This window comes from Pseudomonas sp. NPDC086251 (genome assembly GCF_044746405.1).
Lineage (GTDB): Bacteria > Pseudomonadota > Gammaproteobacteria > Pseudomonadales > Pseudomonadaceae > Aquipseudomonas.
The window spans coordinates 1-26,129 of record NZ_JBIVBY010000004.1; the positions used below are offsets into that span (position 1 = coordinate 1).

Annotated in this window: 24 protein-coding genes; 23 read left to right on the plus strand and 1 reads right to left on the minus strand. The window is 49.3% G+C overall.

The features are described from left to right. A partial coding sequence (locus tag ACIPL2_RS06985; protein WP_401354298.1) for a S1 RNA-binding domain-containing protein occupies positions 1 to 395 on the plus strand: 395 nt, incomplete at its 5' end. A 435-nt stretch (positions 396 to 830) separates the two neighbouring features. On the opposite strand, the gene ACIPL2_RS06990 is transcribed toward ACIPL2_RS06985, so the two are convergent. Further along, positions 831 to 1,694 (minus strand): metallophosphoesterase, encoded by an 864-nt coding sequence (locus tag ACIPL2_RS06990; RefSeq protein ID WP_401354300.1) that lies wholly within the window; start codon positions 1,692 to 1,694, stop codon positions 831 to 833. 290 nt (positions 1,695 to 1,984) lie between these two features. On the opposite strand from ACIPL2_RS06990, the gene ACIPL2_RS06995 reads away from it, so the two are divergent. From ACIPL2_RS06995 to ACIPL2_RS07100, 22 genes are all read left to right on the plus strand, one after another. Then, complete coding sequence (locus ACIPL2_RS06995) at positions 1,985 to 2,263, plus strand: hypothetical protein (RefSeq protein WP_401354303.1); 279 nt, start codon at positions 1,985 to 1,987, stop codon at positions 2,261 to 2,263. 152 nt (positions 2,264 to 2,415) lie between these two features. Next, positions 2,416 to 2,712, plus strand: coding sequence for an integration host factor subunit beta (gene ihfB / locus ACIPL2_RS07000; protein ID WP_007899751.1), 297 nt, complete (start codon positions 2,416 to 2,418; stop codon positions 2,710 to 2,712). Positions 2,713 to 2,739: 27 nt separating this feature from the next. After that, positions 2,740 to 2,979 (plus strand): lipopolysaccharide assembly protein LapA domain-containing protein, encoded by a 240-nt coding sequence (locus ACIPL2_RS07005; RefSeq protein ID WP_401354305.1) that lies wholly within the window; start codon positions 2,740 to 2,742, stop codon positions 2,977 to 2,979. A gap of 151 nt (positions 2,980 to 3,130) precedes the next feature. Further along, positions 3,131 to 4,207, plus strand: coding sequence for a dTDP-glucose 4,6-dehydratase (gene rfbB, locus ACIPL2_RS07010; RefSeq protein ID WP_401354786.1), 1,077 nt, complete (start codon positions 3,131 to 3,133; stop codon positions 4,205 to 4,207). Next, positions 4,204 to 5,097 carry a dTDP-4-dehydrorhamnose reductase gene (gene rfbD / locus ACIPL2_RS07015; RefSeq protein WP_401354308.1) on the plus strand — a complete coding sequence of 298 codons (894 nt, stop codon included), beginning with the start codon at positions 4,204 to 4,206 and terminating at the stop codon, positions 5,095 to 5,097. Before rfbB ends, rfbD begins: the two co-directional genes overlap by 4 nt. Beyond that, positions 5,094 to 5,990, plus strand: coding sequence for a glucose-1-phosphate thymidylyltransferase RfbA (gene rfbA, locus ACIPL2_RS07020; RefSeq protein ID WP_401354311.1), 897 nt, complete (start codon positions 5,094 to 5,096; stop codon positions 5,988 to 5,990). Before rfbD ends, rfbA begins: the two co-directional genes overlap by 4 nt. Positions 5,991 to 6,381: 391 nt before the next feature. Continuing rightward, a complete protein-coding gene (locus ACIPL2_RS07025; RefSeq protein ID WP_401354313.1) occupies positions 6,382 to 7,824 on the plus strand; it encodes a mannose-1-phosphate guanylyltransferase/mannose-6-phosphate isomerase in 1,443 nt (480 codons plus the stop codon). Between the two features lie 140 nt (positions 7,825 to 7,964). Further along, complete coding sequence (locus ACIPL2_RS07030; protein ID WP_401354315.1) at positions 7,965 to 9,338, plus strand: phosphomannomutase; 1,374 nt, start codon at positions 7,965 to 7,967, stop codon at positions 9,336 to 9,338. 101 nt (positions 9,339 to 9,439) lie between these two features. Then, on the plus strand, positions 9,440 to 10,534 hold the full coding sequence (gmd, locus tag ACIPL2_RS07035; protein WP_401354317.1) for a GDP-mannose 4,6-dehydratase: 1,095 nt from the start codon (positions 9,440 to 9,442) through the stop codon (positions 10,532 to 10,534). A gap of 12 nt (positions 10,535 to 10,546) precedes the next feature. Continuing rightward, positions 10,547 to 11,632, plus strand: coding sequence for a DegT/DnrJ/EryC1/StrS family aminotransferase (locus ACIPL2_RS07040; protein WP_401354319.1), 1,086 nt, complete (start codon positions 10,547 to 10,549; stop codon positions 11,630 to 11,632). A 101-nt stretch (positions 11,633 to 11,733) separates the two neighbouring features. Then, complete coding sequence (locus ACIPL2_RS07045; RefSeq protein ID WP_401354322.1) at positions 11,734 to 12,516, plus strand: ABC transporter permease; 783 nt, start codon at positions 11,734 to 11,736, stop codon at positions 12,514 to 12,516. Then, a complete protein-coding gene (locus tag ACIPL2_RS07050) occupies positions 12,513 to 13,283 on the plus strand; it encodes an ABC transporter ATP-binding protein (RefSeq protein WP_401354325.1) in 771 nt (256 codons plus the stop codon). Before ACIPL2_RS07045 ends, ACIPL2_RS07050 begins: the two co-directional genes overlap by 4 nt. Next, positions 13,261 to 15,558, plus strand: coding sequence for a glycosyltransferase (locus ACIPL2_RS07055; RefSeq protein ID WP_401354327.1), 2,298 nt, complete (start codon positions 13,261 to 13,263; stop codon positions 15,556 to 15,558). The genes ACIPL2_RS07050 and ACIPL2_RS07055 overlap by 23 nt, the downstream gene beginning before the upstream one ends. Beyond that, positions 15,549 to 17,201, plus strand: a complete 1,653-nt coding sequence (locus tag ACIPL2_RS07060; protein WP_401354330.1) for a glycosyltransferase — start codon at positions 15,549 to 15,551, stop codon at positions 17,199 to 17,201. Before ACIPL2_RS07055 ends, ACIPL2_RS07060 begins: the two co-directional genes overlap by 10 nt. After that, a complete protein-coding gene (locus ACIPL2_RS07065) occupies positions 17,198 to 17,827 on the plus strand; it encodes an acetyltransferase (protein ID WP_401354332.1) in 630 nt (209 codons plus the stop codon). Before ACIPL2_RS07060 ends, ACIPL2_RS07065 begins: the two co-directional genes overlap by 4 nt. Next, positions 17,824 to 18,933: a glycosyltransferase family 4 protein gene (locus tag ACIPL2_RS07070; RefSeq protein WP_401354334.1), complete on the plus strand. Its 1,110-nt coding sequence runs from the start codon at positions 17,824 to 17,826 to the stop codon at positions 18,931 to 18,933. Before ACIPL2_RS07065 ends, ACIPL2_RS07070 begins: the two co-directional genes overlap by 4 nt. A gap of 229 nt (positions 18,934 to 19,162) precedes the next feature. Then, positions 19,163 to 20,293: an acyltransferase family protein gene (locus ACIPL2_RS07075; RefSeq protein ID WP_401354337.1), complete on the plus strand. Its 1,131-nt coding sequence runs from the start codon at positions 19,163 to 19,165 to the stop codon at positions 20,291 to 20,293. A 46-nt stretch (positions 20,294 to 20,339) separates the two neighbouring features. After that, complete coding sequence (locus ACIPL2_RS07080) at positions 20,340 to 21,479, plus strand: acyltransferase family protein (RefSeq protein WP_401354339.1); 1,140 nt, start codon at positions 20,340 to 20,342, stop codon at positions 21,477 to 21,479. A 455-nt stretch (positions 21,480 to 21,934) separates the two neighbouring features. Next, positions 21,935 to 23,461 carry a hypothetical protein gene (locus ACIPL2_RS07085; protein WP_401354341.1) on the plus strand — a complete coding sequence of 509 codons (1,527 nt, stop codon included), beginning with the start codon at positions 21,935 to 21,937 and terminating at the stop codon, positions 23,459 to 23,461. A gap of 111 nt (positions 23,462 to 23,572) precedes the next feature. Beyond that, entirely contained in the window at positions 23,573 to 24,571 is a 999-nt protein-coding gene (locus ACIPL2_RS07090; protein WP_401354344.1) for an NAD-dependent 4,6-dehydratase LegB, read from the plus strand. A gap of 7 nt (positions 24,572 to 24,578) precedes the next feature. Then, positions 24,579 to 25,286, plus strand: a complete 708-nt coding sequence (locus ACIPL2_RS07095) for a sugar phosphate nucleotidyltransferase (protein WP_401354346.1) — start codon at positions 24,579 to 24,581, stop codon at positions 25,284 to 25,286. Continuing rightward, the gene (locus tag ACIPL2_RS07100) at positions 25,240 to 26,127 is read left to right on the plus strand and encodes an NAD-dependent epimerase/dehydratase family protein (protein WP_401354349.1); all 888 of its coding nucleotides are present in this window, start codon (positions 25,240 to 25,242) and stop codon (positions 26,125 to 26,127) included. The genes ACIPL2_RS07095 and ACIPL2_RS07100 overlap by 47 nt, the downstream gene beginning before the upstream one ends. Positions 26,128 to 26,129: the final 2 nt, after the last annotated feature.

Sequence of the window (26,129 nt, forward strand, 5' to 3'; positions counted from 1 at the left end):
GTATCATGGTACTGGAAAGCGATCCGTTCTCCGAGTACGTTCAAGAGAACGACAAAGGCGCAATCGTTAAAGGCATCGTGAAAGAAGTTGTCGCTAAAGGCGCCATCATCACTCTGGCCGACGATATCGAAGCGACTCTGAAAGCCTCCGAAATCAGCCGTGACCGCGTTGAAGACGCGCGCAACGTTCTGAAAGAAGGCGAAGAAGTAGAAGCCAAGATCATCAGCGTTGACCGTAAGAGCCGCGTAATCCAGCTCTCGATCAAGTCGAAAGACGTTGAAGACGAGAAAGAAGCTATCCAAAGCCTGCGCGACAAGCCAGCGACTTCGGAACCAGCTGCTGGTCCTACCACTCTGGGCGACCTGTTGCGTGCACAAATGGAAAAACAGAACTAAGTTCTGAGTTTCTGTAAAAAAAGGGCGACTTCGGTCGCCCTTTTTTGTGCCTTACAACAAGGCTGATGAGTGGTAAGGCTAGTCGATCAAATCAGCAGTGATTTTTTTTGGATCACTCGCAATCTGTGATTCGGACTACTCACTACCCGCCCTGTGCGGTTTCTTTTGCCTGGAGAAACCTATGACAACAACCGAAAAAGATCGCGATATTCACGCCTGAATACTTTTGAGAAGACACGTGGCGAAAGCTTGGCCGGCCAGATCGCTGTGGCCTGGAACATCGCAATCGGGTGAGCGATGGCAAGGACATGTCGTGGTTATACCAGGGCTATGCGTGCGTGTGCCAGAGGCCCTAAAGCTGGGCGGCCACTCATTCTTTAGGAAGGTGACGCGGGTTCCGTTGCGCTGTAGCTGGCGCTGACCGGAGTGCTGGCATTATTGCTGATCATCGCTGGCGGCGTATGGAGGTGCAGGGTTGGCGCTATGGCAAGGCGGTAGGTTGGCGAGCCGGGACTCACGAACAGACTTTTCATTAATATCGATGTTTTGTTCACCTGATGCCCCGCGCATGTGTACCACGGCCATCGCTCCGGTGTTCAACTCGACGAGGCTTAGGGCTCCGTCACCGAAAGAACAACCGGTATCGATATATGTGGCATTTCCTAAATGGGTTATTTGCGGAACGGTTGAGTGCCCAACGTACAGTCTGTCCAATCCTCTAATTATGCCGTGATCACGCTCTTGCAGTTTTGATCGCGCGGTCAAAGCAAGTGCCAGCGCCTTTCGTTGGGCGTCTGCGCCATTTAGTCCGCTTATATGATCTTTCGCTTCGTTCCACCCATCTGTGTCTAATAATACAGGTGCTTGAGCATGCACAATGCCCACTTTCTGGCCGTTCGAAAGGTTGATCTCGATCATAAAGGGCAGCTCTTCCAAACCCTTAACGATCTCGGCCTGGATGCTTGCCGGAAGTTCATAGAGCCAAGATCCGCCCGTGCGCTTGTGCTTGGCTATATTCCCAGTTCCGGCAGCGCATTCCACGGCCGCCTGTTCGTGGTTGCCTCTGACGGCATGAAACCATTGTGTTCCTAGCCATGCGAGTGCGATCTCCGAATTTGGGCCGCGATCAATTATATCGCCGACAGAAAAAACACGATCGCCCTGAGGGTTGAAATTCAAGGCTCTAAGTAATGTGTAGAGGTGTTCGAAATGGCCATGGATATCGCCGACGACGAAATCACGCCCTCGAGTGTTTGGCGCGAAAACCTTTACTGCAGGGCAAGGGAATATTTCACACATGAGCATTTCGGAAAGGATTAAAGGCGCAAGCTTACCATTTTCAGATCTAAAGCATCGTTAGGCGATTGAAGCGGTATATCGAGCATTGGGGTCAAATAGGTGTAAACCTATTTCAGGAGTAGACATCGAGTTTGGTGCTTCAGAGGCCCGTGTTGGATGCTTCTGTAATGGCATGAAACAAATGTCCCTCTTGGGATGTCTCTTTCTTTAGCAGGATCAATCGTTTAATTGCAGCTAGTCTTGATCTCAAGCGAACGAAGCTCGGCATGGCGCCTGGCATAAGGAAGTGAATGAACAAGCTCATTGTCGCAATAGCATTACTGACACTGGCGGGCTGTACCACTAATGCCAAGACCCATGCGGTACGCGGGGTCAGCGGCATTGAGGTTGATTGTTCGGGATTGGGCTCAGGCTGGGAGAAATGTCACAAGCGTGCAGCGAAGGAGTGTAAGGGGGCGGGCTATAAAGTCGTCGCCAGGTCGGACGATGCCAAGGAAGAAGATGAATTCCCGTTCGGCTTCAACCCTGCAGGCTATCTGACACGAACCATGTTGGTTATTTGCAGGTGAAGTCGTAACAGGCAATAAATGTGGTGGCCAGGGTGAAACCGGCATTGCACCACGCATCGAAAGATGTCAAAAATCGGGCTGTTCAAATTCCCGCGGGCATGCTAAAACCTTTGAAGCGATTTTCCTAGCTGCTTGAAAAAGAAGGGAAAAATATGACGAAGTCGGAGTTGATCGAACGAATTGTCACCCATCAAGGGCTGCTCTCATCAAAGGATGTGGAGCTGGCCATCAAGACCATGCTTGAGCAAATGTCCCAATGTCTGGCCACCGGTGATCGTATCGAGATCCGTGGGTTCGGCAGCTTCTCCCTGCACTACCGCGCACCGCGCGTAGGCCGCAACCCAAAAACCGGTCAGTCCGTCAGCCTTGACGGCAAATTCGTTCCGCATTTCAAGCCAGGCAAAGAACTGCGCGATCGCGTGAACGAGGAAGAGGAAGAAGGCCTTTGACCGTCTCCGTGATTCAAGGAACTGCTGATGCGTAACGTAAAGCGTGTATTGCTCGCGGTATTCATCCTGCTGTTGGTGCTGGCGATCCTGGCGTTCGTACTTGAGAACCAGCAGTCGGTTATCTTGCTGTTCCTTGGTTGGGCGGGGCCACAGTTGCCTGTTTCGGTGGTGATGGTGCTGGCGCTGCTGATCGGCATGGTGATCGGGCCGGTCATTAGCTGGATTCTGGGTCGGGTATCCAGAGGGTCGCGTAGACGGCTTGTTTGATTGCGCTGCTGTCGAATTTACATCACTGCTTGTCCATATCCGTTAGTCGAGCCAACATGAAGCCCTAATTGCTGTTCGGTTGCTGCGCTGGCTTCGTCAAATGACCGTGCTTGCCGACGGCTCTGTCAGTCACTCAAGGGTATGGTTTCGCGTGAAAATTCTAGTCACTGGCGGTGCGGGCTTTATCGGCTCGTCAGTCATTCGACATATCATTTCCAATACCATCGACGCTGTGGTCAACGTCGATAAGCTGACTTACGCTGGAAATCTCGAATCTTTGGCCGAAGTCAGCGATAACCCTCGTTATGTATTTGAGCGGGTCGATATCTGTGATCGCGAGCAGGTTGATCGCATTCTGAATGAGCATCAACCGGACGCTATCATGCATCTCGCTGCAGAGTCGCATGTCGATCGCTCTATCTCCGGACCTGCCGAGTTCATCCAGACCAATATCATTGGCACGTACACCTTGCTTGAGGCTGCGCTTCACTATTGGATAGCAATGGACGATGGACGCAAGGCAGGTTTTCGTTTTCATCACATATCTACGGATGAGGTGTTTGGCGATCTGGAAACCTCCAGTGTGCAGTTCACCGAATCTACGCCATATCGGCCAAGCTCTCCCTATTCCGCCAGTAAAGCGGGTTCCGATCACCTGGTCAGGGCTTGGGCTCGTACCTACGGTCTGCCGACATTGATCACCAACTGTTCAAACAATTACGGACCATTCCATTTCCCTGAAAAACTGATCCCGCTGGTTATCCTCAATGCGCTGGAGGGGAAGTCGTTGCCGGTTTATGGCGAAGGTACACAGATCCGTGATTGGCTGTACGTCGAGGATCACGCTCGTGCGCTTTATCACGTCATCACTCAGGGGGAGGTCGGTCAGACCTACAATATTGGTGGTCACAACGAAAAACAGAATATCGAAGTGGTGCGCGCGGTATGCGCACTACTCGACGAACTCTGTCCGAACTCCCGCTATCGGCCACACTCGAGTTTGATTACCCACGTTCAAGACCGTCCCGGTCATGATCAACGCTACGCAGTCGATGCCGGCAAGATCCAGCGTGAGCTGGGTTGGCTGCCGAGGGAAACCTTCGAGACAGGGCTTCGCAAGACGGTTAAGTGGTACCTCGACAACGCGGAATGGGTCGCGCATGTGAAGAGTGGCAGCTATCAGCAATGGATCGATCAACACTACACAGAACGATCGAATCGCCCATGAAAATTCTGTTGTTGGGGAAAAATGGTCAGGTGGGCTGGGAGTTGCAGCGTTCCCTCGCACCGTTAGGGCAAGTGATTGCTCTGGATTGCGGCACGGCGTTCGGCCTGTGTGGTGATCTGGCAGATCCCGTCGGGTTGCGGGCAACGATTCGGGAAGTCAAACCTGACGTAATCGTCAATGCAGCGGCTTACACTGCCGTCGACAGAGCCGAGTCCGAATCCGAGCTGGCCAGCAAAGTGAATGGCTTGGCATGTCAGTTGATTGCTGAGGAAACCGCCAATCTTGGTGCCTGGCTGATTCACTACTCTTCCGACTACGTCTTCGATGGTCGTGGCTCGGTACCGTGGAGCGAGTCGGATGCAGCCTCGCCGTTGAATCACTACGGTGTCAGCAAGCTCGCGGGCGAACAGGCGATTATCGCAAGTGGCTGCAAGTATCTGATTTACCGCACCAGCTGGGTCTACGCCGCTCGCGGCGACAACTTTGCAACAAATATGCTGCGATTGGCGAGAGAGCGTGAAGTTTTGAACATCATCAATGACCAAGTCGGCGCGCCGACCGGCGCCGACCTGATTGCGGACATTACCGCGCTTTCTCTCCAGCAGGCTTTGAAGCGCCCCGAATTGTCGGGCTTGTATCATCTGGCAGCGGCCGGAGAGGTGTCCTGGTACGGTTACGCCCAGTACGTCATCGGCTTCGCCCAGGCGTGCGGCGAGCAACTGGTGGTCAAGACCATCAATCCAATCAAGACCTGTGACTATCCAACACCGGCACGCCGTCCACTGAATTCACGTTTGAATACACATAAGTTGCGCGACAGCTTTTCTCTGCACTTGCCAGACTGGCAAAGTGGAGTTAGCCGAATGCTCGCGGAAGTCCTGGACAAATGACCATCATCAAACGAAAAGGCATCCTTCTCGCCGGAGGTACGGGCACGCGCCTGCACCCGTTGACGTTGGGTGTGTCCAAGCAAATGTTGCCGATCTACGATAAACCGATGATCTTTTATCCGTTGTCGGTGCTGATGCTCGCAGGCATCCGCGACATTCTGATCATCTGCACACCGGAAGATCTACCGAGCTTTCGCAAGCTGCTGGGTGACGGAGGCGCGTACGGGATCAAATTGACCTATGCGGAGCAACCCAGCCCGGACGGCTTGGCCCAAGCGTTCATCATCGGTGAGGAGTTCATCGGCAGCGATCCTTGCTGTCTGATTCTGGGTGACAACATTTTCTATGGACATCACTTCTCCGACAGTCTGCGTGCAGCCGCCAATCAAGAGCGCGGGGCGACGGTCTTCGGCTACCATGTATCCGATCCGGAGCGATTCGGTGTTGTGGAGTTCGATGCTGATGGGAAAGCGCTGAGTATTGAAGAAAAGCCTGCCATGCCGAAATCCAGTTTCGCGGTGACCGGTCTGTATTTCTACGATAATCGCGTGGTCGACATCGCCAAGGCCCTGCAGCCTTCCGCGCGAGGCGAACTCGAAATCACTGATGTAAATCTCGCCTATCTGAAGCAGGGGGCGCTCAAGGTGGAAATACTGGGGCGCGGTTTTGCCTGGTTGGATACCGGGACCCCGGATTCGCTGCTCGAAGCCAGTCATTTTGTGCACACCATTGAGAAGCGCCAGGGATTGAAGCTGGCATGTCTCGAAGAGATTGCATACAACAATGGATGGATTTGTAATGCGCAGCTAGCGGGTCAGGCCAGGCGACTTGAAAAAACCGCATATGGTGAATATTTGCAAAAACTTCTCAAGGCGGCAGGTGTTGAGATTTGATCGGTGCTGATGGTTGATGTTATTTTGATGGCCCAAGATGCAGCATTTATTTGTTTTCAAATGATTTTTTTGTCTCCCGTCGGCGCATGAGTTATTAATTCCCGATACTAGCTGTAGAATGGCCGGCAGCATTATCCATCCTACTTCGACGCTGAACTCGAGTCTCGAATTGACTTGATTTTATTGAGAAAGCGTCGTTGCCAAGCGGACTCCACCGGATGGGGGCGAGTGGCAGCGTTAGAGAAGCGAGTGCGGATAGGGCTTGAAAGGTTTGGATCAAAGATGAGCTGTCATTCTGTCGCGTTGATGGCGATACAGGGATGACTGGAAACATAACTGAGCCCCGCTTGCTGGTTGCATCTGCCAGAAGTGGGGATTAAGGACTTAGAGCATGGAACTGATTCCCGTAATTTTATCTGGTGGAGTAGGCAGCCGGTTGTGGCCTGTTTCGCGAGAGGCTCACCCAAAGCCGTTCATGGACCTGCCAGATGGCCAGAATCTCATTCAGAAAACTTTTCTGCGCGCATCGCGCCTGGAGAGTGTGGTAGAGATTCTGACGGTGACCAACCGCGAGCTCTTGTTCAAGACCGAAGATGAATACGGCGCAGTCAATAAAGCCAAGCTTGCTCAAGGTTTCATTCTGGAGCCATTCGGACGCAATACAGCCGCCGCCGTTGCTGCTGCCGCGCTGCAACTGGAAGCCTCCCATGGGCCTGATGCCCAGATGCTGGTATTGGCTGCAGATCATCTGATCAAAGACGAAAAAGCCTTCGCTGCTGCCGTAACCAACGCCATGGCGCTCGCCGCCGAAGGGTGGCTGGTCACGTTCGGCATTCAGCCAACGTATCCTGAAACTGGCTTTGGCTACATTGAGGCGCAGAAAGCCGAGCCTTTGAAGGGTGGCCTGAAAGTAGCCCGCTTTGTCGAAAAGCCCAATCTGGAAACGGCTCAAGCCTATGTCAGCGCCGGTAATTATTACTGGAATTCAGGAATGTTCTGCTTCCGGGTTGGCACGGTTCTCGAAGAACTGCGCGAGCATGCACCGGACGTTGTAGCCGCCGTCAGCAAGACCATCGAGCAATCACGACTGACTTCGTCTTCCAAATATCGCTGCCTTGCCCTCAACGCCGATGCATTCGCCGAAGTGCCGGACATTTCCGTCGACTACGCGCTGATGGAGCGGTCGTCCAAAGTCGCGACCATTCCATGCGATATCGGTTGGAGTGACATAGGCTCGTGGAATGCCGTCAGTGAGTTGACTGAACCGGATGAGAATGGCAACCGCTTTGAAGGTGAAGTGCTGTCTCATGGATCGCGTAACAACTATGTGAATAGCGAAGGCCGCCTGACGGCGCTGGTGGGTGTCGAAGACCTACTGGTGATCGATACACCTGATGCGGTAATGATCGCCCACAAGGACCACGCTCAAGACGTCAAACATATCGTCAACCAACTCAAGGCGTGCAGTCATACGGTTCACCTGCTGCACCGCACTGTGCATCGCCCCTGGGGTACTTATACAACGCTTGAAAACGGGGAGCGTTTCAAGATCAAGCGCATTGTGGTGAAGCCGAAGGCATCGCTGTCCCTGCAAATGCATCATCACAGAAGCGAACACTGGATCGTCGTCAGTGGCATGGCCGTGGTCATCAACGACAAGCAGGAGCTGATGTTGAACACAAATGAGTCGACATTTATCCGTGCGGGTCACCAGCATCGATTGATGAACCCGGGGGTCATAGACCTGGTGCTGATCGAAGTGCAAAGTGGTGATTATCTTGGCGAGGACGATATCGTGCGCTTCGATGACAACTACGGTCGCGCCGACAAGTAACAGCGCCTTGCTCAAGCCAGGTCGGTGTAGTACTCGCCGACCGGGCTTTTTTGCGTTTTATCTAGGCTGATGCTTCCGTCTGTCGCAGACGTGTGAGTCGCGGGGCGGCATCACTTCATTTACCTCAGCAAGAGAGCGGTATGAACACCCCTATCAAAACCCAATGTTTCAAAGCCTATGACATTCGTGGCCAGGTGCCGTCCGATCTCAATGAAGAAGTTGCATACCGGATAGGTCGATCCTTGGTTGCTGAATTGCAGGCCAGGAATATTGTGCTGGGTCGGGATATGCGCCTCGAAAGCCCAATGCTGGCAGAAGCGATGACGCGTGGGTTGATCGAGGCTGGCGCGAATGTCATCGATATAGGGTTGTGCGGCACCGAGGAAGTCTACTTTGCCACCAGTGCTTTCGAAGCTGACGGCGGGGTGATGATCACTGCTAGCCACAATCCCAAGGGCTACAACGGGATGAAGCTGGTAAAGGCGCTATCTCGGCCGATCAGTGGTGATACCGGTCTTCATGCGATACGCGATCGTGTGGAAGCTGGGGATCTGGGGGCTTTGGCGACAACTCCCGGCAAGATTCAATTCGAATTGGATAAGTCTCAGTACATCGAGCATCTGCTTACTTACGTCAATGTCGAAGAACTGAAGCCATTGAAAATATTGGCTGACCCGGGCAATGGCGCAGCTGGGCCGGTATTGCAGCAATTGGTTTCGCGGCTGCCTTTCGAATGGGTGATGATCAATGCTGAGCCCGATGGCAATTTTCCAAACGGTGTACCTAACCCGTTGCTGCCGGAAAATCGCGACCTGACACAGCAGTCCTTGCTGGAACACGGCTGCGATCTGGGGTTGGCTTGGGATGGTGATTTCGACCGCTGCTTCTTTTTTGACCAGAATGGTCGATTCATCGAGGGTTATTACCTCGTAGGGCTCCTGGCTGAAATGCTGCTGAAAAAGAACCCGGGGTCGAAGATCATTCATGACCCGCGACTGACATGGAACACCATCGATCAGGTTCGATTGGCGGGCGGTGTTTCAGTACAATGCAAGACCGGGCACGCCTTCATCAAGGAGCGCATGCGCCTGGAGAATGCGATCTACGGTGGTGAGATGAGTGCCCACCATTATTTCCGTGATTTCGCCTATTGCGACAGCGGCATGATTCCCTGGTTATTGGTGACGGCGTTGATGTCTGCGTCCGGAAAGAATTTGGCCCAGCTTGTTGATGAGCGCATTGACGCCTATCCATGCAGTGGTGAAATCAACTATCGGGTCAACGATGTATCGGCGGCGCTGGAGGAGGTCCTGGCACATTACTTACCTCAAGGGCCGCACCTTGATCAAACCGATGGCGTCAGTCTGGAATTTCCTGAATGGCGGTTTAATCTCCGCGGTTCAAACACAGAGCCTCTGCTGAGGTTGAATGTGGAAAGTAGAAGGGACCCAGCGCTGGTAGCGCTGAAAGTTAGAGAAATTGAGGAACTGCTGAACAGTAGAAGAATGGAATGACAAAACGGGTCTCACTTCCAGAAGGAAGGTGAGGGGCAGCAAATAGTTGGCTCTCTGATAGAGACTTACTGTTCGATTGATTAATTTAAATTGGTGAGAAAATGAGCGACAAGAAAGTAGCGTTGATTACGGGTATTACTGGTCAGGATGGTGCTTACCTTGCCGAGTTCCTGCTTAAAAAAGGTTATTCGGTACACGGTATCAAGCGCCGTAGCTCCCTGTTCAATACTCATCGTATTGATCATCTCTACCACGACCCGCACAATCAAGGCTACGATCTTAAGCTGCATTACGGCGACCTGACCGATTCGAGCAGCCTGATTCGTATCGTGCAGGAAATACAACCGGACGAAATCTACAACCTGGCTGCACAAAGCCACGTTGGCGTTTCCTTCGAAGCACCAGAATATACGGCTGATACTGATGCCATGGGTACACTGCGTATTCTTGAAGCCATCCGCATCGCAGGGCTTGAGAAAAAGACCAAGTTCTATCAGGCCTCCACATCGGAACTGTACGGTCTGGTTCAGGAAATCCCACAGAAAGAAACCACGCCTTTCTATCCGCGCTCCCCGTACGCCGTCGCCAAGTTGTACGCCTACTGGATTACCGTGAACTACCGCGAGTCGTATGGCATGTATGCCTGCAACGGTATTCTCTTCAACCATGAATCGCCGATCCGTGGTGAAACCTTCGTAACCCGCAAGATCACCCGTGCACTGGCACGTATCAAGCTGGATCTGCAAGATTGCCTGTACCTCGGCAACATGGACGCCTTGCGTGACTGGGGTCATGCCCGCGATTACGTGGAAATGCAATGGCTGATGCTGCAACAGGAAACACCAGAAGATTTTGTGATCGCGACCGGTGTTCAATACTCCGTCCGTCAATTTGTTGAGCTCGCCGCGAACGAAATCGGTATCAAGATTCGTTGGGAAGGTACGGGCGTAGAGGAAAAAGGTTACGACGTCGCAACCAACAAATGCATCGTTGCCGTCGACCCACGCTATTTCCGTCCGGCCGAAGTTGAGACCCTGCTGGGTGACCCTAGCAAAGCCAAAGCCAAATTGGGCTGGGTACCAGCTACTTCCTTCGCCGAGCTGGTAGAAGAAATGATGCGTGAAGACATGCGTGAAGCCGAACGCGACCAACTGGTCCAGGCTCACGGCTACAAATACTTCAAAGGTCAAGAATAAGAGGGGGCTGGCATGATACCGGTATATCAGCCCTTTCTGGGCGGACGCGAAAAGGAATATGTAAACCAGTGTCTTGATTCGACCTGGATTTCCTCCCGCGGAGAATTTATCTCCCGCTTTGAGAGCGAGTTTGCCCGATACATCGGTGCGGACCATGCGACCACAGTGAGCAATGGCACGGTTGCCCTGCACCTGGCAATGGCTGCCTTGGGCCTTGGGCCTGGCGATGAGGTGATTGTTCCCACGCTCACGTACGTGGCGTCGGTCAACACCATCATGCAAACCGGGGCCAGCGTCGTCTACGCTGAATCCCTGGCTGATACCTGGAACGTCAGCGTTCCAGACATCCGCAGCCGCATTACGCCTAACACCAAAGCCGTCATGGTCGTGCATCTGTACGGCCTGGCGTGTGACATGGACGAAGTCGTTGCTCTGTGTAAAGAGCACAACCTGCTGCTGATCGAAGACTGCGCAGAAGCCTTTGGCTCTCTGTACAAAGGTCAGCATGTAGGGACTTTTGGTGATGTCGCGACGTTCAGCTTCTTTGGAAACAAGACCATTACCACCGGTGAGGGCGGGATGGTCGTGTCCAAGAACAAGGACATCCACGAGAGAGCCTGTCATCTGAAAAGCCAGGGCGTGTCCAAGACCCGCGAATACTGGCATGACGAGTTGGCATTCAACTATCGGATGACCAACATCTGTGCAGCCATTGGCCTTGCCCAGTTGGAACGTGCAGACGAGATCATCACGCTGAAGCGGCAGGTTGCGGACTGGTATCGCGAAGCGCTCGAAGGGCTTCCGCTGCAGATGCATGCAGAGCAACCCGGTACTCGTCACTCCTACTGGATGTGCTCGGTGCTGCTGGATGATCCGACCCGGCGTCAGGCATTGCGTGATCATTTGAAGAACAAGGGCATTGAGACACGTCCTCTGTTCGCGCCTGCTCACAACATGCCGCACTGCCAGACAGATGAAACCTTCCCGGTAGCGCAGGACCTTAGCTCGCGAGGGATGAACCTTCCGAGCTATCCAACACTGACCCGTGAACAGGTGCAGCTAGTAGTAGAAGAAATTCGATCTTACTTTGCCAGCTGATGTTGCGTTGGGATTGAGGCTGGCAACAGCCTCGATTCTCATAAAATTCAAAGAGGACGAATAATGTCCAGGCTTTCGAATTTAATTATTCAGGGGAAGTAATGTTTTCGTATTTTTCTCGCGTTTGGGCTGCTCGGTACTTTTGGGTGCATCTAGCTCTAGCTGATCTGCGCTCCCGCTGGCGCAGGTCTTTTTTTGGCGTGACGTGGTCAATTATCCAGCCACTGGGTATGACAATACTCCTGACACTGGTGTTTAGCCGGCTGTTCAATACGGACGTATTAACTTACGCTCCTTATGTTCTCTCAGGGATCGTCGTTTGGGAGTTCATTTCCGCTAATACAGTTGGCGGTTCATTGTCTTTCGTTCAGGCAGATGCCTACATTAAACAATGTAATCATCCCCTGGCAATTTATACCTTGCGAACAGTGCTCGGTAGCTCGATCGTGCTCATGCTGGCCAGCGTTTCCCTCTATCTCTGGGTCGCGATCATGATGCCGCAGAATTTTGGCTGGAGCTGGTTGGCGACGTTAACGATATTCCCCGTTGTTGCCTTGATAGCCTGGCCCGTATCGACCCTTCTCTCCTACATCAGTACCCGCTTTCGTGATGTTCCCCACGCGCTCGGGTTGGTGATGCAGTCTTTATGGTTTGTGTCTCCAGTGTACTTCGAAGCGAAAATGTTTCAGAACGGTGGGCTGCACGCGCTGGTTGATTACAACCCGATTTATCACATTCTCCAATTGTTTAGAGCGCCACTGCTGCAAGGGGAATGGCCGACTCTTGCCAACTATGCTTTTAGCTTGGGTACCGCTTTGTTCTTTGGTCTTATCGCGATGTATGTGGGTTACAAAGCAGAGCGGAAGGTGATTTTTTACCTATGAGAATGAATAAAATCAATCAGATCAATGTAAAGAATGTCAACCTCCATTACGCCGCCGCGGCTTATAAGGAGCGTTCATTAAAGTCGTTGATGGCGAATATCTTCTCAAAAAAAGAAGCCACTAATCACGTAGCCGATATTCACGCGCTCAAGAACATCAATGTTCAGATCGTCAGCGGCGAGCGTGTGGGGCTTCTGGGACATAATGGCGCGGGTAAAAGCACGTTCCTCAAGACTGTAGCTGGCCTGTATCCAATCTCCAGCGGCGAACTGGACGTACAAGGCCAGGTTCGTTCCTTGTTTGACTTGAGCTTGGGGTTCGAACCGGATGCGACGGGGCGCGAGAATATTCTCTACCGCGGCCTGTTGCTTGGTCTGTCTCCAAAGTTCATGCGAGAGAAGATCGACGAAATTGTTGCGTTTGCCGATCTGGGCGAATTTATTGATTACCCGATAAAGACGTACTCTGCCGGGATGCAAGTGCGACTGGCTTTTGCCATATCAACCACGGTCGGTGGCGATATTTTGCTGCTGGATGAGGTTATTGGTGCGGGCGATGCCAATTTTATGGCAAAGGCAAAAGTACGTATCACCAGTCTGATCGAAAAGGCTGAAATACTCGTTCTGGCCTCTCATGACTTCGGTGCATTGCAATCCATCTGCACCCGAGGTTTGGTCTTTCACCATGGCGAGTTGTTGTTCGACGGTGAGATAACAGACGCTATCGCCGAATACAAGAAGATAAATGGACTTGCTGATGCAAACTAAACCGTTTCGTGTGATGTGGCTGCTGAACCATGGTGCGGCTCGTAAGTTCGAGCTTGAAATGCTCAAATCCCTGGGTGTTAAAGAGTTCTTTCTGCCAAAGTCATTTCCACAGGAAATCGGTTTTCGTTCGGCAAGCATCGATTATTCGGAAGATGCGAACCTTACTATCCCGGCTGAAGACCTCGAGGTTCTCAACCAGCAGAACTGGTATGTGGCGCCGTCGAAAGAAGCTTGGGATATAGCCAATAAATACTTCGATGTCTGTTTTTTCATCTGCCACTCAAAAGGCTTCATGAATGAGGTTTCACGATCATTCACCGGTGCGGCCATTTGGCGTGCTTATGGGCTGGATAAGACGCTAAGTTACTCAGAGGTCGTGAAGATTCTGACGTTAGGTACGCAGTCAGTAAAGAAGCTCGGACGACGTCTTTGGTTGGGGATCGCGTACGATCATCTTGCCGATTCTGAGCCCATGTACCTGCAAAAACGAAAAGCGTTTTTACCGCTGGGCCTGAATAACTGTGCGATCAATGACATCTGGAACGGAAAGCAGAAGCACATTTTTTTCGTGTGCCCGGACATTGGTTTCAGTAGCTACTATAAAAAAGTATACGAAGATTTCGTTTCGGATATGCAGGGGATGCCCTACAAAATCGGCGGTTCGCAGCCGATTGAAGTGAATGATCCGAATGTGTTGGGATTTGTCACCCACGAAGAACATGAACGCAATATGAGAGAGTCGCGAGTGATGTTTTATCATTCAAGCGAACCCAATCATATTCATTATCATCCCTTCGAAGCCATCCGCGTCGGCATGCCATTAATCTTCATGAGTGGCGGCATTTTGGATCGCATGGGGGGAACGTCCCTTCCTGGTCGATGCGAGTCTGTCAAAGAAGCGAGAGAGAAAATTCGTCGCATCTTGAATGATGATTCGAAATTTACAGAGCAAGTGCGCAAAAGCCAGGCGGTACTGCTGGAGCCGATGCGAGCAGAGAACTGTGAAGCCGCTTGGATAAGCAGCTTCAAGGAGATTCTGCAAGAGCTGGAAGTCAGTCGCTTGGAACAAAGCCAGCGACCAGTCAAACGCAAGAAAATCGCAGTGGTAGTCCCTGTCGAATATCGAGGGGGAAGCCTTCGTGGGGCCCATCTGCTAGCGGAAGCATTGCATGAGGGGAGCAGACAGTGGGGTGAAGATGTCGACGTTGTCCTCCTGCATTTGAAGTCTGCTGATGATGAGGCAGAAGATCCTTCCGATCAGGATGAGAGAATTCAGCTTCGCACTTTTCACTGGAAAACGCTCGACGCGCAAACCGCACGCAGAGCCATGCGATACGCAGGCCACGACGGCTGGGAACCGGACTCCGTGAGATATGTTGTTCCGGATGATGGCATTAAACAGCTTCTGGACTGCGACGCGTGGATCATAGTCTCTGATCGTGTTCAAGCTCCGTTAGTGCCTCTGCGGCCCTGCATTTTCATGGTCTATGACTACCTCCAGCGCTATGAAAAGGTACTGTCGAAAAGTGGAGATGAACACTTTATTAGCGCTGTGCGTCGGGCGCAGAAGCTTCTTGTAACGACTGAATTTACGAAACAGGACGCTATTCAGTACGCAGGCGTTGAGGTGAATCGAATCGCTAAAGTGCCTATGCTGGCTCCTGACTTTTCAAAAGTTGGACCTGGAATATTGTCGGCACCCGACCAGCAGTATTTCTTGTGGACGACTAATGCCGGCGCGCATAAAAATCATGTGAATGCACTGAAGGCGCTCAAATTTTATTATGAGGCTCTGGGAGGTCAGTTCTTCTGTCATGTGACGGGGGTCAACACTGACAATATGCTAGAGAGTAGTGAACCGCACCTTAAGTCTCTTTCTGCATTGGTTAATACCAGCGCCGCATTATGGGAGAAAGTTAAATGGCTTGGCGAACTCCCTGACTTTGAATACCGTTGTACGTTGGCGAATGCAGCGTTTCTATGGCATGCCGGTAAAATTGACAACGGTTCATTCAGTGTTGTTGAGGCCGCTAGCTTAGGTGTGCCGGCATTAAGCAGTGACTATCCCGCCATGCGTGAGATGGACGTTCAATTTTCACTGCAGTTGTCCTGGATGAATGCCTCCGACTATAAAGAGATGGCGCACCAGTTAAAAGATATGGAATTGACTTACTTGTCCAAGAAGGCCCTGCTTCCATCGCCTGAGGTATTGGCAGAACAAGGCGTTGAGAAGTTGGCGGCACAATATTGGGGAGTCATACGAGAGTGTCTATAAATAAATATGGTATTTACCTGGCCTACGCGCCAGGGTTGGATTTGCGCCATGAAGGATTGGGTAGATACCTCGCTGCCTTTCTGAAAGGTGCAAGCGACCGAGAAGACGTGGGCTTTGTCCTTGTGTGCCCGAGCTGGTCGAAAGAAGGTCTTGAAGATCTATTTCGCAGCGAAGGGGTCTCACAGGAGCGCTTTGAATTAGTTTCCCCCTCGAAAAAGCCGATGGTGTTACGCATTTACGAAGCCTACATAGCCCGAAAGAAACGTAAGCGCAAGCCTGGACTGTTCAAAAGGCTTTCCAATGGCGTCTCAGCGATTAAAAAAGCTGTCATTGATCACGTCGAGCAGCAGTTAGTTACGACGAATTCGTACTTGGGCTTGGCGGTGTTGCTGATAGAAGGGCTTTTTCTCGCAGGCCTTGCGCTTTTGATTAGCCCAATCATTATCCTGGGGTTGATTGTTCTTTTTTTCATAAAATTAAAGTTTGTTTTTAAACGACTTTCCCGGCCTTTTCGGCGCCATTTATCACGGGCCCGAGGGGCAGTTGGACAGCCGAAGGACGACGCTTTTATTTTTCGACTGTATAAGCGGATGGAAAGAATCGAGTCAGAGCGGATGCTTCATTTGATTGATAGCTTGGCTGATGTTAAAGCTTGGTACAGTCCTACTGCTTTTTGGCCCGCCTTCAACAAAATAGATCGTCCACGTCTGATGTGTGTGCCGGATGTAGTGCTATCGGATTTTCCCGTCGGTTTCTCTAGTGTGGGAGGCGAACGCTTTTTGCAAACCTATGAGGATGTTCGCCGATCGATTCAGACTGGGCAGCATTACGTCACCTACAGCAACGCGATCAAGTGGGACACGTTGGTCGAACAGTACTCGATACGTGCTTCTAATGTATCGGTGATTCACCATGCCCCGAACATGTTGAACCAATGGGTCACAACCCGAGGATTTGCGGATCTGGAAGCGACGTCGCTTCATTATTCACAAACGCTTCTTGGTAGTGCGATGCGCAAGTCCTCCAATAAGAATTATACGGTGGGTTTCTCAAATACATCTTTCAAGTTTTTGTTTTATGCCAGTCAGTTTCGGCCTAATAAAAACTTGTTTGTGCTACTGCGAGCGTATGAGTTTCTTTTGCGAAAGAAATTTATTAGTCATAAATTAATATTGACGGGTGATCCAGAGCGCTATCCGTCAGTCAAAAAATTTATTGAAGATAATAATCTGGAAAACGATGTTCTGTGTTTGCATGGCCTAACGGTGCAGGAGCTTGCGGCTTGCTACAAATTGGCCGATTTGGCAGTGAATCCCAGCCTGAGCGAGGGTGGATGTCCTTTCACTTTTACCGAAGCACTGTCAGTTGATACTCCTGTAGTCATGGCTCGAATTCCAGTTACCGAGGAAATACTCAATCAGCAAGAGCTCCAGGATACGACATTTTTTGACCCCTATGACTGGGAGGATATGGCACGCCGCATAGAATGGGGTCTTTCACATCGAGACGAACTTCTGTTGTTACAGAAGAACATTTATCAGCATCTGATTCAGCGAACTTGGACTGATGTTGTGAATGAGCACATAAAGGTGCTTGAAACGATTTCTACGACTGGCTTTAGTCCTTCGGGTACCGATGTATGACTTCAATCACAGGGATACTAATTCTCGGTTTTGGTGGTCACGCCCGGAGCGTGGCCGATGTCGCACTGGCCTTAGGTATATCACAGCTGTGTTTTATCGACAGCAATGCTAGACCGGGTGAGTCGTTTTCTTCTTTTCCAGTCAAGTCGTCGATGGATTTTGAATTGCCCCCAGATTGGGTTGTCATTGCGGCTGCCGGAGATAATGAGAAACGACTGGAGCAATGCGATTGGGCAATTCAGCAAGGGTTTCGATTGGGCACACTCATTGCCCCCAGCGCAACCGTGGGCATCGGGGCGCTAATCGGCGAAGGGTGTTTCATCGCTCATCATGCACATGTAGGGCCGATGGCTTCGGTGGCGCGCGGCTGCATTATCAATACAGGAGCTATCGTTGAGCACGAGTGCAGCGTGGGCCAATTCAGCCACGTTTCTGTGGGCGCCGTCGTTGCCGGTCGGAGTCGTGTCGGCGACCGCTGTTTCCTGGGCGCCGGATCAACGGTAATCGACGGCCTTCAGATTACAGACGATGTCATGCTTGGAGCGGGCGCATGTGCTCATCGTGATCTTGAGGTTGCCGGCACGTATGTAGGCGTACCTGCGAAGTTTCTCGGGGGCACACGTTGAAAGTCCTGCACTTTTTCAAAACCTACTACCCCGACACGATGGGCGGGGTAGAGCAGGTCATCTTTCAGCTCGCTGAAGGCGGAATACAAAACGGAATAGAGTCTGAAGTTTTATACCTCAGTCCTCGTGGCGCTATGCGTAACGAAAAGCTCGCACACCATATAACGCATCGTTCATTTGAAAACTTTCAGTTTGCATCCACTGGATTCTCGATCGGAGCTTTCAAGGATTTCGCCGAGCTCGCAGAGCAAGCGGACATTATCCATTACCATTTTCCGTGGCCGTTCATGGATATGGTGCATTTCCTGACAAGGGTCAAGAAGCCAACTGTTGTGACTTATCACTCGGATATCGTTAAGCAGAAGTCCCTGCTAAAGCTCTACGGTCCACTACTGCATGCTTTTCTTCGCAGTGTAGATGTCATTGTTGCTACTTCGCCTAACTACGTTGCAAGCAGTGACGTGCTGACGAAATACAAAAGTAAGGTTAAAGTTATTCCTATTGGCATAGATCGGAACACGTACCCTGAGGTGAATGCGACAACAGCGGACCAGTGGCGAGAGAGGCTGGGAGAGCAGTTTTTTCTTTTTGTTGGCGCGCTTCGTTACTACAAAGGGCTAGATTTTCTACTGGAAGCTGCATGTCAGACAAAATTACCAGTAGTAATTGTTGGGAAAGGCCCTATGGAAGAGAATCTAAAACAAAGGGCAAAAAATTCAGGTCTTGACAATGTTTTTTTTGTCGGAGCACTGCCAGATAGCGAAAAAATTGTACTCATGAGTTTGTGTTTTGCGTTGGTTTTCCCCTCTCATCTTAGATCTGAAGCTTTCGGGATTTCTTTATTAGAGGGTGCCATGTTTGGGAAACCACTTATATCGTGCGAAATCGGTACGGGTACTACATACATAAATATTGATGGTGAAACTGGTTACGTAGCCGCTCCGGGCGATGGAGTGTCTCTCGCTAGGGCAATGATGAAATTATGGGATAACCCAGACAAAGCAGTGCAGATGGGGGAGAGGGCTTTAAGTCGATTCAATGATAAATTCAAGGGCGACGATATGGTTAAATCTTATAGTGAGGTATACAAGTTACTGTTGACGTAGCAAGATTTAGATATTGAGTTGGGTAACTGATTGAGTGCTGATAGGCGTGTATTTTCATCTAACTAAAGTAACCAGACTAAAATGGGCTTGAGGCGGATTTTTTTGAAGATTGTCGAAAGGCTTGAATTAGTAGCGCATATGATGAAAGATAAGAATTCGATCTTGGTTTTTTGAGATTGAACTCACAAATTTATAAAATCAGGTTCATTCAAAAAGTAGAGAGAAGATAGTGCTGCAGCCTACGAAAATTGAATTTGCGAATACGCTTAGAGGGATTGCCGCGTTAATGGTGATGTTTGGTCATTACTATTTGATATTTTGGCAACATAGGGATGTTGCTACTAGCTTGCCAAATGCGATGCCATTGCCCGCAAGTGTAGTTACTCCTTCTTATATATATGCACTGAATTTTCTTGATCCTTTCAGCTTCGGAATTTTTGGTGTTGCAATTTTTTTTCTGATAAGTGGTTTTGTTATCCCATTTTCTTTTGCTAAAACAGATTGGAAAGGTTTTTTGATCGGTCGCGCTATGAGGATTTATCCCACTTATGCGGCTGGTTTAACCTTTTCCCTCTTAGTCATTGTGACCTGTGGTATTCATTATGGTCGTCCGTTTCCTTTTGAATCTCATGTAGTCCTTTTTAATTATTTTCCTGGCTTGCGTGATGTAGTTTGGGTTGCTGGCATCGATGGAATAATCTGGACTCTAGATGTTGAGGTGAAATTTTATATCGTGTGTGCTTTGGCTTCTCGTTTATTCTTCAAAAATAGTACAGCTGTTTTTATAATTCCCATTTTACTGTCGATTCCTGCGTATTTGCTAGCTCCTGGTGTAGATCAAGCGCTGAAGTCAGGTGCATCGTTTTCAGGTCAACTTTATACATTCTGTGCTTTTAATCAATATTTGAATTTTATGTTTATTGGAGTCGCGTTTAATTTTCTTTACAGGGGTGTAATAAGGTCTGAACTTTTTGTGGTAATTGTCGTTGCGCTGTTTATTTCAATGGCAGCAATCTGGTGGCGAGCAAAAACTGTACCTTTTACTCTTCTCTGGACATACGGATTGGCAGTTCTTGTTTTTGCTTTGGCGTTCACATATCCAAAAATCCTAAAATCACGATCCATTACTAATTTCTTAGCTGACATTAGTTTCCCTCTGTACATAATTCATGGTGTTTTCGGGTACGCACTTCAGCGCGTATTGGCTGGAATGAATGTGCCGGCATGGCTATGTATATTGTTTGCGATGGCTGCATCAATAGCTATAGCTACGTTTATGCACCACACTATAGAATCAAGAGCCCACTTGTTAGGTAGGTCTTTGGCGAATCGTTTTTCTAGCGTTCAGGTAGCAGTTTGAGCTAAAGCTAAAATATAAATTTTATTCAGGCCCGAGAGATAAGACAGTGATATCAAAAAATACGGCATACCTTTCACGCCTCGATCATTTGCGTTTTTTTGCCGCGCTACTTGTTGCTGCATATCATTTTCATGGAGGTCCTGCGCTTACCCCTTCACTTAACCCATTGACGGTTTTCGTAAAAGAAGGTGAGGCCGGCGTCAGTTTGTTCATGGTGCTTAGCGGATTTATTCTTACCATAATTGCACATGGGAAGGAGCTTAATTACAGAAAGTTTGTCTATAATCGCTTTATTAGAATTTATCCACTGTACTTAACCATGATTTTTATTGCTGCGTATGCTAGCAATAGAACAGTTGATTTTCTCCAATTTTTACAACTGATATCGCCGCTTGCAAACGTTGGTCATTTTATGGGCTCGATAAAGTTTCCACATTTGTGGACGATAGCTGTCGAATTTCAGTTTTATCTGATATTTCCTTTTTTCATTGCGTTTATGTCTAGATATGGCGCTCGGTATGTTTTAGGTGTGGTCGTTCTAGCCGTGGCTGTCAGAGTGTTGCTATTTGTTCGCGACACCACGGTGATTGATGCGGCCTATTCGACTCTTGTTGGGCGCATCGATCAGTTCTGTATCGGCATGTTGATGGCGATAATTTTTAAATCGAGGAGCCGCCTGCTTTCCTCGCCAGTTGCTTTGGTTTTATCAGTAGTTGGTGTCTATTTGTGGTTTGTATTATTTTCTAGAATAACTCACGGCGGCTATTATGGTGACGCATCAGCTTACAATCCGATATGGATCATTTCGCCTACTATCGAGGCATTGGCATGGGCAGGTCTAGCTCTCGCTTACCTTCAACAGCGGTGGCAGATGCCCCGAATTCTAGATAGCGTTTTGTGCTATTTGGGTGGTATCAGTTTTTCTATGTATGCATGGCACTTTCCAATCGTCCAGATTTTTGGGCGGTTTACAGCCGATTTAGAAGTGTCCTGGTACTGGTTGTTTCTGTTTGCGGTGCTGCCAACAATTATCGCTGTAAGTAGTCTTTCTTATTACATAATTGAGAAACCATTTTTCGGTTTTCGTACATCATATGTAAAAAAGTCCAGTGTTTTATCAGGTGATACATTGGTTGAAAGTAATTCGAAGACGAAAGTACCCAAGTTGGGAGGCGTGCAACACTAATATGTAGAGGATGCTGAGTTATGTTCTTTGGGACAGTCCTGTTGCGGAATGCGTGGCAGGATATTTAATTTTTTACTTCGGTATGTTTTCTATTCGAGTCGACCCGATACTCGGCCTGTTGACGAATGCGACTCAGAATCCGTGAGGTAGCGGAAACAGGTGAGTAATCTACGCTCTCTGTTCTCTATCTGTAGAACTGATAGGTATTAGTTATCTATAAAACTCGTATACAGCTTGTCGTTTCCATGAGTGAAGCTCACAAGCCTTGTCAGGGCCTTCTGAAGCGGAGCAATCAGCGCGGCATGATACGAATGCGATGCCCAAACGTCTGCCAATGGGCTGATGAGGGGAGGAAAAATGTGACATCGCATCCCTTGTATATTAAAGTGGTGCGGCTCTGCGCAATCGCGTGCTTCTACACCCCTCGGGGTGATTGATTTTTAAAGGGATTTCGAATGATCGATGTTGCAGCAAAACCGGAAAAATTGATTCCGGTGCCATCGCCTTTTGATGCTGTGAACAAGCGGAATCTGATAGTTATAGAGCTTCTAACTATTCTGATTTTATTGGCGTTGACTTTTTGGTCAGTAGGACCATTGATCGAAGAATGGGGCTTGTTCCGTGCTTTCAATGAAAACGGTCTAGCATACTTTCAAACATTTGCACCATCAATCCCGATGCGACCGCTACATTTAGTTGCATATGCATTTCAATGGATAGTGGGTTGGGGGCATCCGATTGGCGTGGCTCTTGGTACTGCTTTGTTGATGGTTGCGCGCTATTTCGTTGCAAGATGGGCGGTTTCACCATTTTTTGGAGGCTATGAGCGCTGGTTGCTGGCTGTGTTGGCGGCAACACTTGTATTCTGGCCAGGTACCTGGATGGGGCGTTACGGCTCTGCGCAATTGTCGGCCATTCTACTTTTCGTCACGCTTGGATTTTCAATTCGGCTGTACAATCGATGGTCCATTAAATGGGTTGTCGGAAGCGCTGTGAGTGTTGCGTTATTGTTGGCTATCTATCAAGGGCTAACTCTATGTTTGCTTGCTATTCCAGTTTTGTCGCTATTCTGGAATCGTCAAGATAGCGTCGGTAGTGTAGTTAATAAATCGAGATTATTCAGTGCAGCACGTATAGCCGTGGCTATTGGTATTGGATTTTTGCTTTATGGTGTGTATTGGGTCATTGTTTCAAATACATTTGGAAGTTCTGGATATGAAGGGGCGTTGGCTTCAGATAGTGCCCGTTTACTCACTGTGACAGGGTTGTTGGCGCATATTAAGGCGGCTTATGTAACTGCGTTCGGACAAGAAACTTACCTGCTGCCTTTATTGCTCGCGCTTGCTTTTTTTATAACCTGGGATGCGCTGCAAAGGTTTGAAACTTTGGCCGCTAAACTTTCGGGTGCCACGCTTGTTTTCGTTTTTGTATCCATCCTACCTATGCTGTCCATGATCTACGTCAATGTCTTGCACATTCGTGATTTGGATCGGGTTTTCTATCCAATTTCTGTTGGATTTGTCCTTGTCTGCGTTTCATTGCTAGCAAGGTTCCGTAAGCACCAATCTGTTAACGACAGCTTGTTCAATTCCTCGATAGTGGTCACAGTTGTGCTGGTTTCTAGTGTGTTAGTAGCTCATGGCGTCCGGCACTATGTCCAGCTGCAAAGAAGCGTGATAAGCCAAACGTGGGCAGCACTTGACGTGAAGAACGCGAGCACAGTATTAGTCCGCGATACCACTGGCACACTTGGTGATGTGTACACTTTTTTGAGTACAACCCTTGGTGATGCTAGCACCGTACTTGGACGTAAGCTTACCGCTGATATCTGTACCCCGATGGCTATTGATCGACTGCACCCCGTCGCCCAGAGGTTTCCAATAGCGACTACTCCGAATTGTGAAGATTTGCCGCCTGTACCCGAATCTACGCTCGTACTTACCGCGCGTTGGCTCAACGGTGTTCTCGTGGTTACACCATGACTCGAACATTGGTGTAGAATGACTAAAAGATTGTATTGAGATTTAATCGATGTTTCTTGATAAGTTTTCAATATACACTATCAATAATTAATTTTTTCATAGGTGAATCAATTGAATCTCGTAGGGAAAAAAGTACTTGTGACAGGAGCCGATGGATTCATCGGCAGTCACCTTGTTGAAGCGCTGCTTGCGCACGGGTGCGACGTGCGCTCGTTTGTTTTCTACAATTCCTTTAACAGCTGGGGCTGGCTTGACTCTTTACCCCTGGATGTTGTAAAGGGGCTTGATGTTTTTGCAGGCGATATTCGAGATCCGCATGGTGTAGAACAAGCCATGCAGGGTTGCGACGTGGTATTCCATCTTGCGGCACTGATTGCGATCCCATTCTCGTATCATTCTCCTGATTCTTATGTTGACACTAATATCAAGGGTACGCTCAACGTTTTGCAAGCTGCAAAGAAATTGAACGTTGAACGGGTTTTGGTGACTTCCACATCTGAAGTGTACGGCACCGCACAGTATGCCCCTATTGATGAAAAGCATCCGTTCCAAGGCCAGTCACCATACAGCGCAACAAAAATTGGAGCTGATCGCCTTGCAGAGTCGTTTTATCGCTCGTTTCAAACTCCGGTTACTATTGTGCGCCCCTTCAATACTTACGGTCCGCGCCAGTCTGCTCGTGCGGTTATCCCTACAATTATTACTCAGCTTCTTTTGGGTACCACAGAACTCAAGTTAGGTAGTTTAGCGCCGACTCGCGACTTCAACTATGTCAAAGATACTGTACAGGGGTTTATTGCGCTAGCAAGCTCCGATAGGGCTGTCGGGCAAGAAGTGAATATCGCGACCAACTCCGAAGTTTCCGTGGGGGATATAGCAAAAGTATTGATCGATGAGCTAAACCCAAGTGCGAGAATTGTGACTGAGGATGACCGGCTTCGCCCTGATGCTTCAGAGGTATTTAGATTAATAGGTGATAACACCCTTATCAAGTCGTTGACTGATTGGGCGCCGAAATACGACTTGCGTCTCGGATTGCAAGATACTGTTCAGTGGTTTAAGAATCCCGAAAACCTAGCTCGTTATAAGGCTTGGCTTTACAACATTTGAGGTGGATATGAGAGCGATAATTCTAGCAGGCGGCAAAGGCACTCGGCTTCGTCCCTATACTACTTTGATCCCCAAGCCACTTGTGCCATTGGGTGGGAAGTACTCGATTCTAGAAATAATCATCTTGCAGTTGCGCAAAGGTGGTTTTACGCACATTACATTAGCTGTGAACCATCTTTCACATCTGATTATGGCCTATTTTGGTGATGGTTCTAGATTCGGGTTGAAAATCGATTATTCCATTGAGGAAACGGAACTAAGCACGATAGGCCCTCTGACTCTAATCCCTGACCTTCCAGAAAATTTCCTGGTGATGAATGGTGATATTCTTTCGGACTTGGACTATCGAAAGTTTTTTGACTTGCATGTACAAAGCGATAGTAAGGTATCCGTTTCAGCATATCGTCGTAATGTAAAAGTTGACTTCGGTGTGCTCAAGTATGATGAGGCTGGGAGTCTGACTGCTTTTGTTGAGAAGCCAGTCTATGATTTTGATGTAAGTATGGGGATCTACTGCATTCATAAGTCCGTCATTGACTCTCTGGTTAAGGGCGAATCCTACGGATTTGACCATCTGATGATCGATGGTCTGGCAGCAAATAAACCTGCAACTATTCGCCCGTTTTCAGGGTATTGGCTTGATATTGGTCGACCCGACGATTATCAGTATGCTGATGAGCATTTCGAAGAGTTGTCAGCGAAACTGGGGCTTTAAACGGATGGCAACAGTATTATTGACCGGTGGTGATGGTGCACTCGGTAAGCAGGTGGCGGAAAGCTTTCGTTCGCGCGGGTATGACGTTGTCTGTGGCTCACGACGTTCAGGGTGCGTTTTGGATGTTACTAACACCGCTAACGTGTCTGCTGTCATACATTTGATCAAGCCTACTGTGATTGTTCATCTGGCTGCTACTTTTGTTAATGATTACGAAATTGCGTATTCGACAAACGTTGTTGGTGCAAAAAATATCCTCTCAGCTGTAGAACAATCAGGTCAGCCAATACGCGTAGTATTGGCTGGTTCTGCTGCCGAATATGGACTGGTAACTCCAGAGGAGAATCCGGTCAGAGAGGATCGAATCCTTCGCCCAGTTTCAGTCTATGGTTTAACAAAATCATGGCAAACTAATTATGGCCTAATGTGTTCCTATCAGGGCATGGACGTGGTTATTGCCAGGATTTTCAATCTTGATGGTGAAGGCCTGTCAAATCGGCTTTTTGTAGGTCGCATCAACGAACAAGTCCGAGATGTTGAGTCTGGTTTACGGCGACGGATTGAAGTTGGTTCGCTTTCAGCTATCCGAGATTACATTTCTATGAAAGACGCAGCACTGCAACTTCTCGCTATCAGCGAGAGAGGGCAATCTGGACAGATTTATCATGTCGCAAGCGGAATTCCGATTAAAATGCGAGACTTTCTGAAGGAGCGGCTCGGAAAGGCTGGGTTGGACTTCAATATCGTTGATGAGGCACCCGCTCTCAGTGTCCGTAGCGGCTATGATGTTCCGGTCATTTATGCCGATATCAGCCGAACCGTTGCACTCTTGGATGAGTAAAA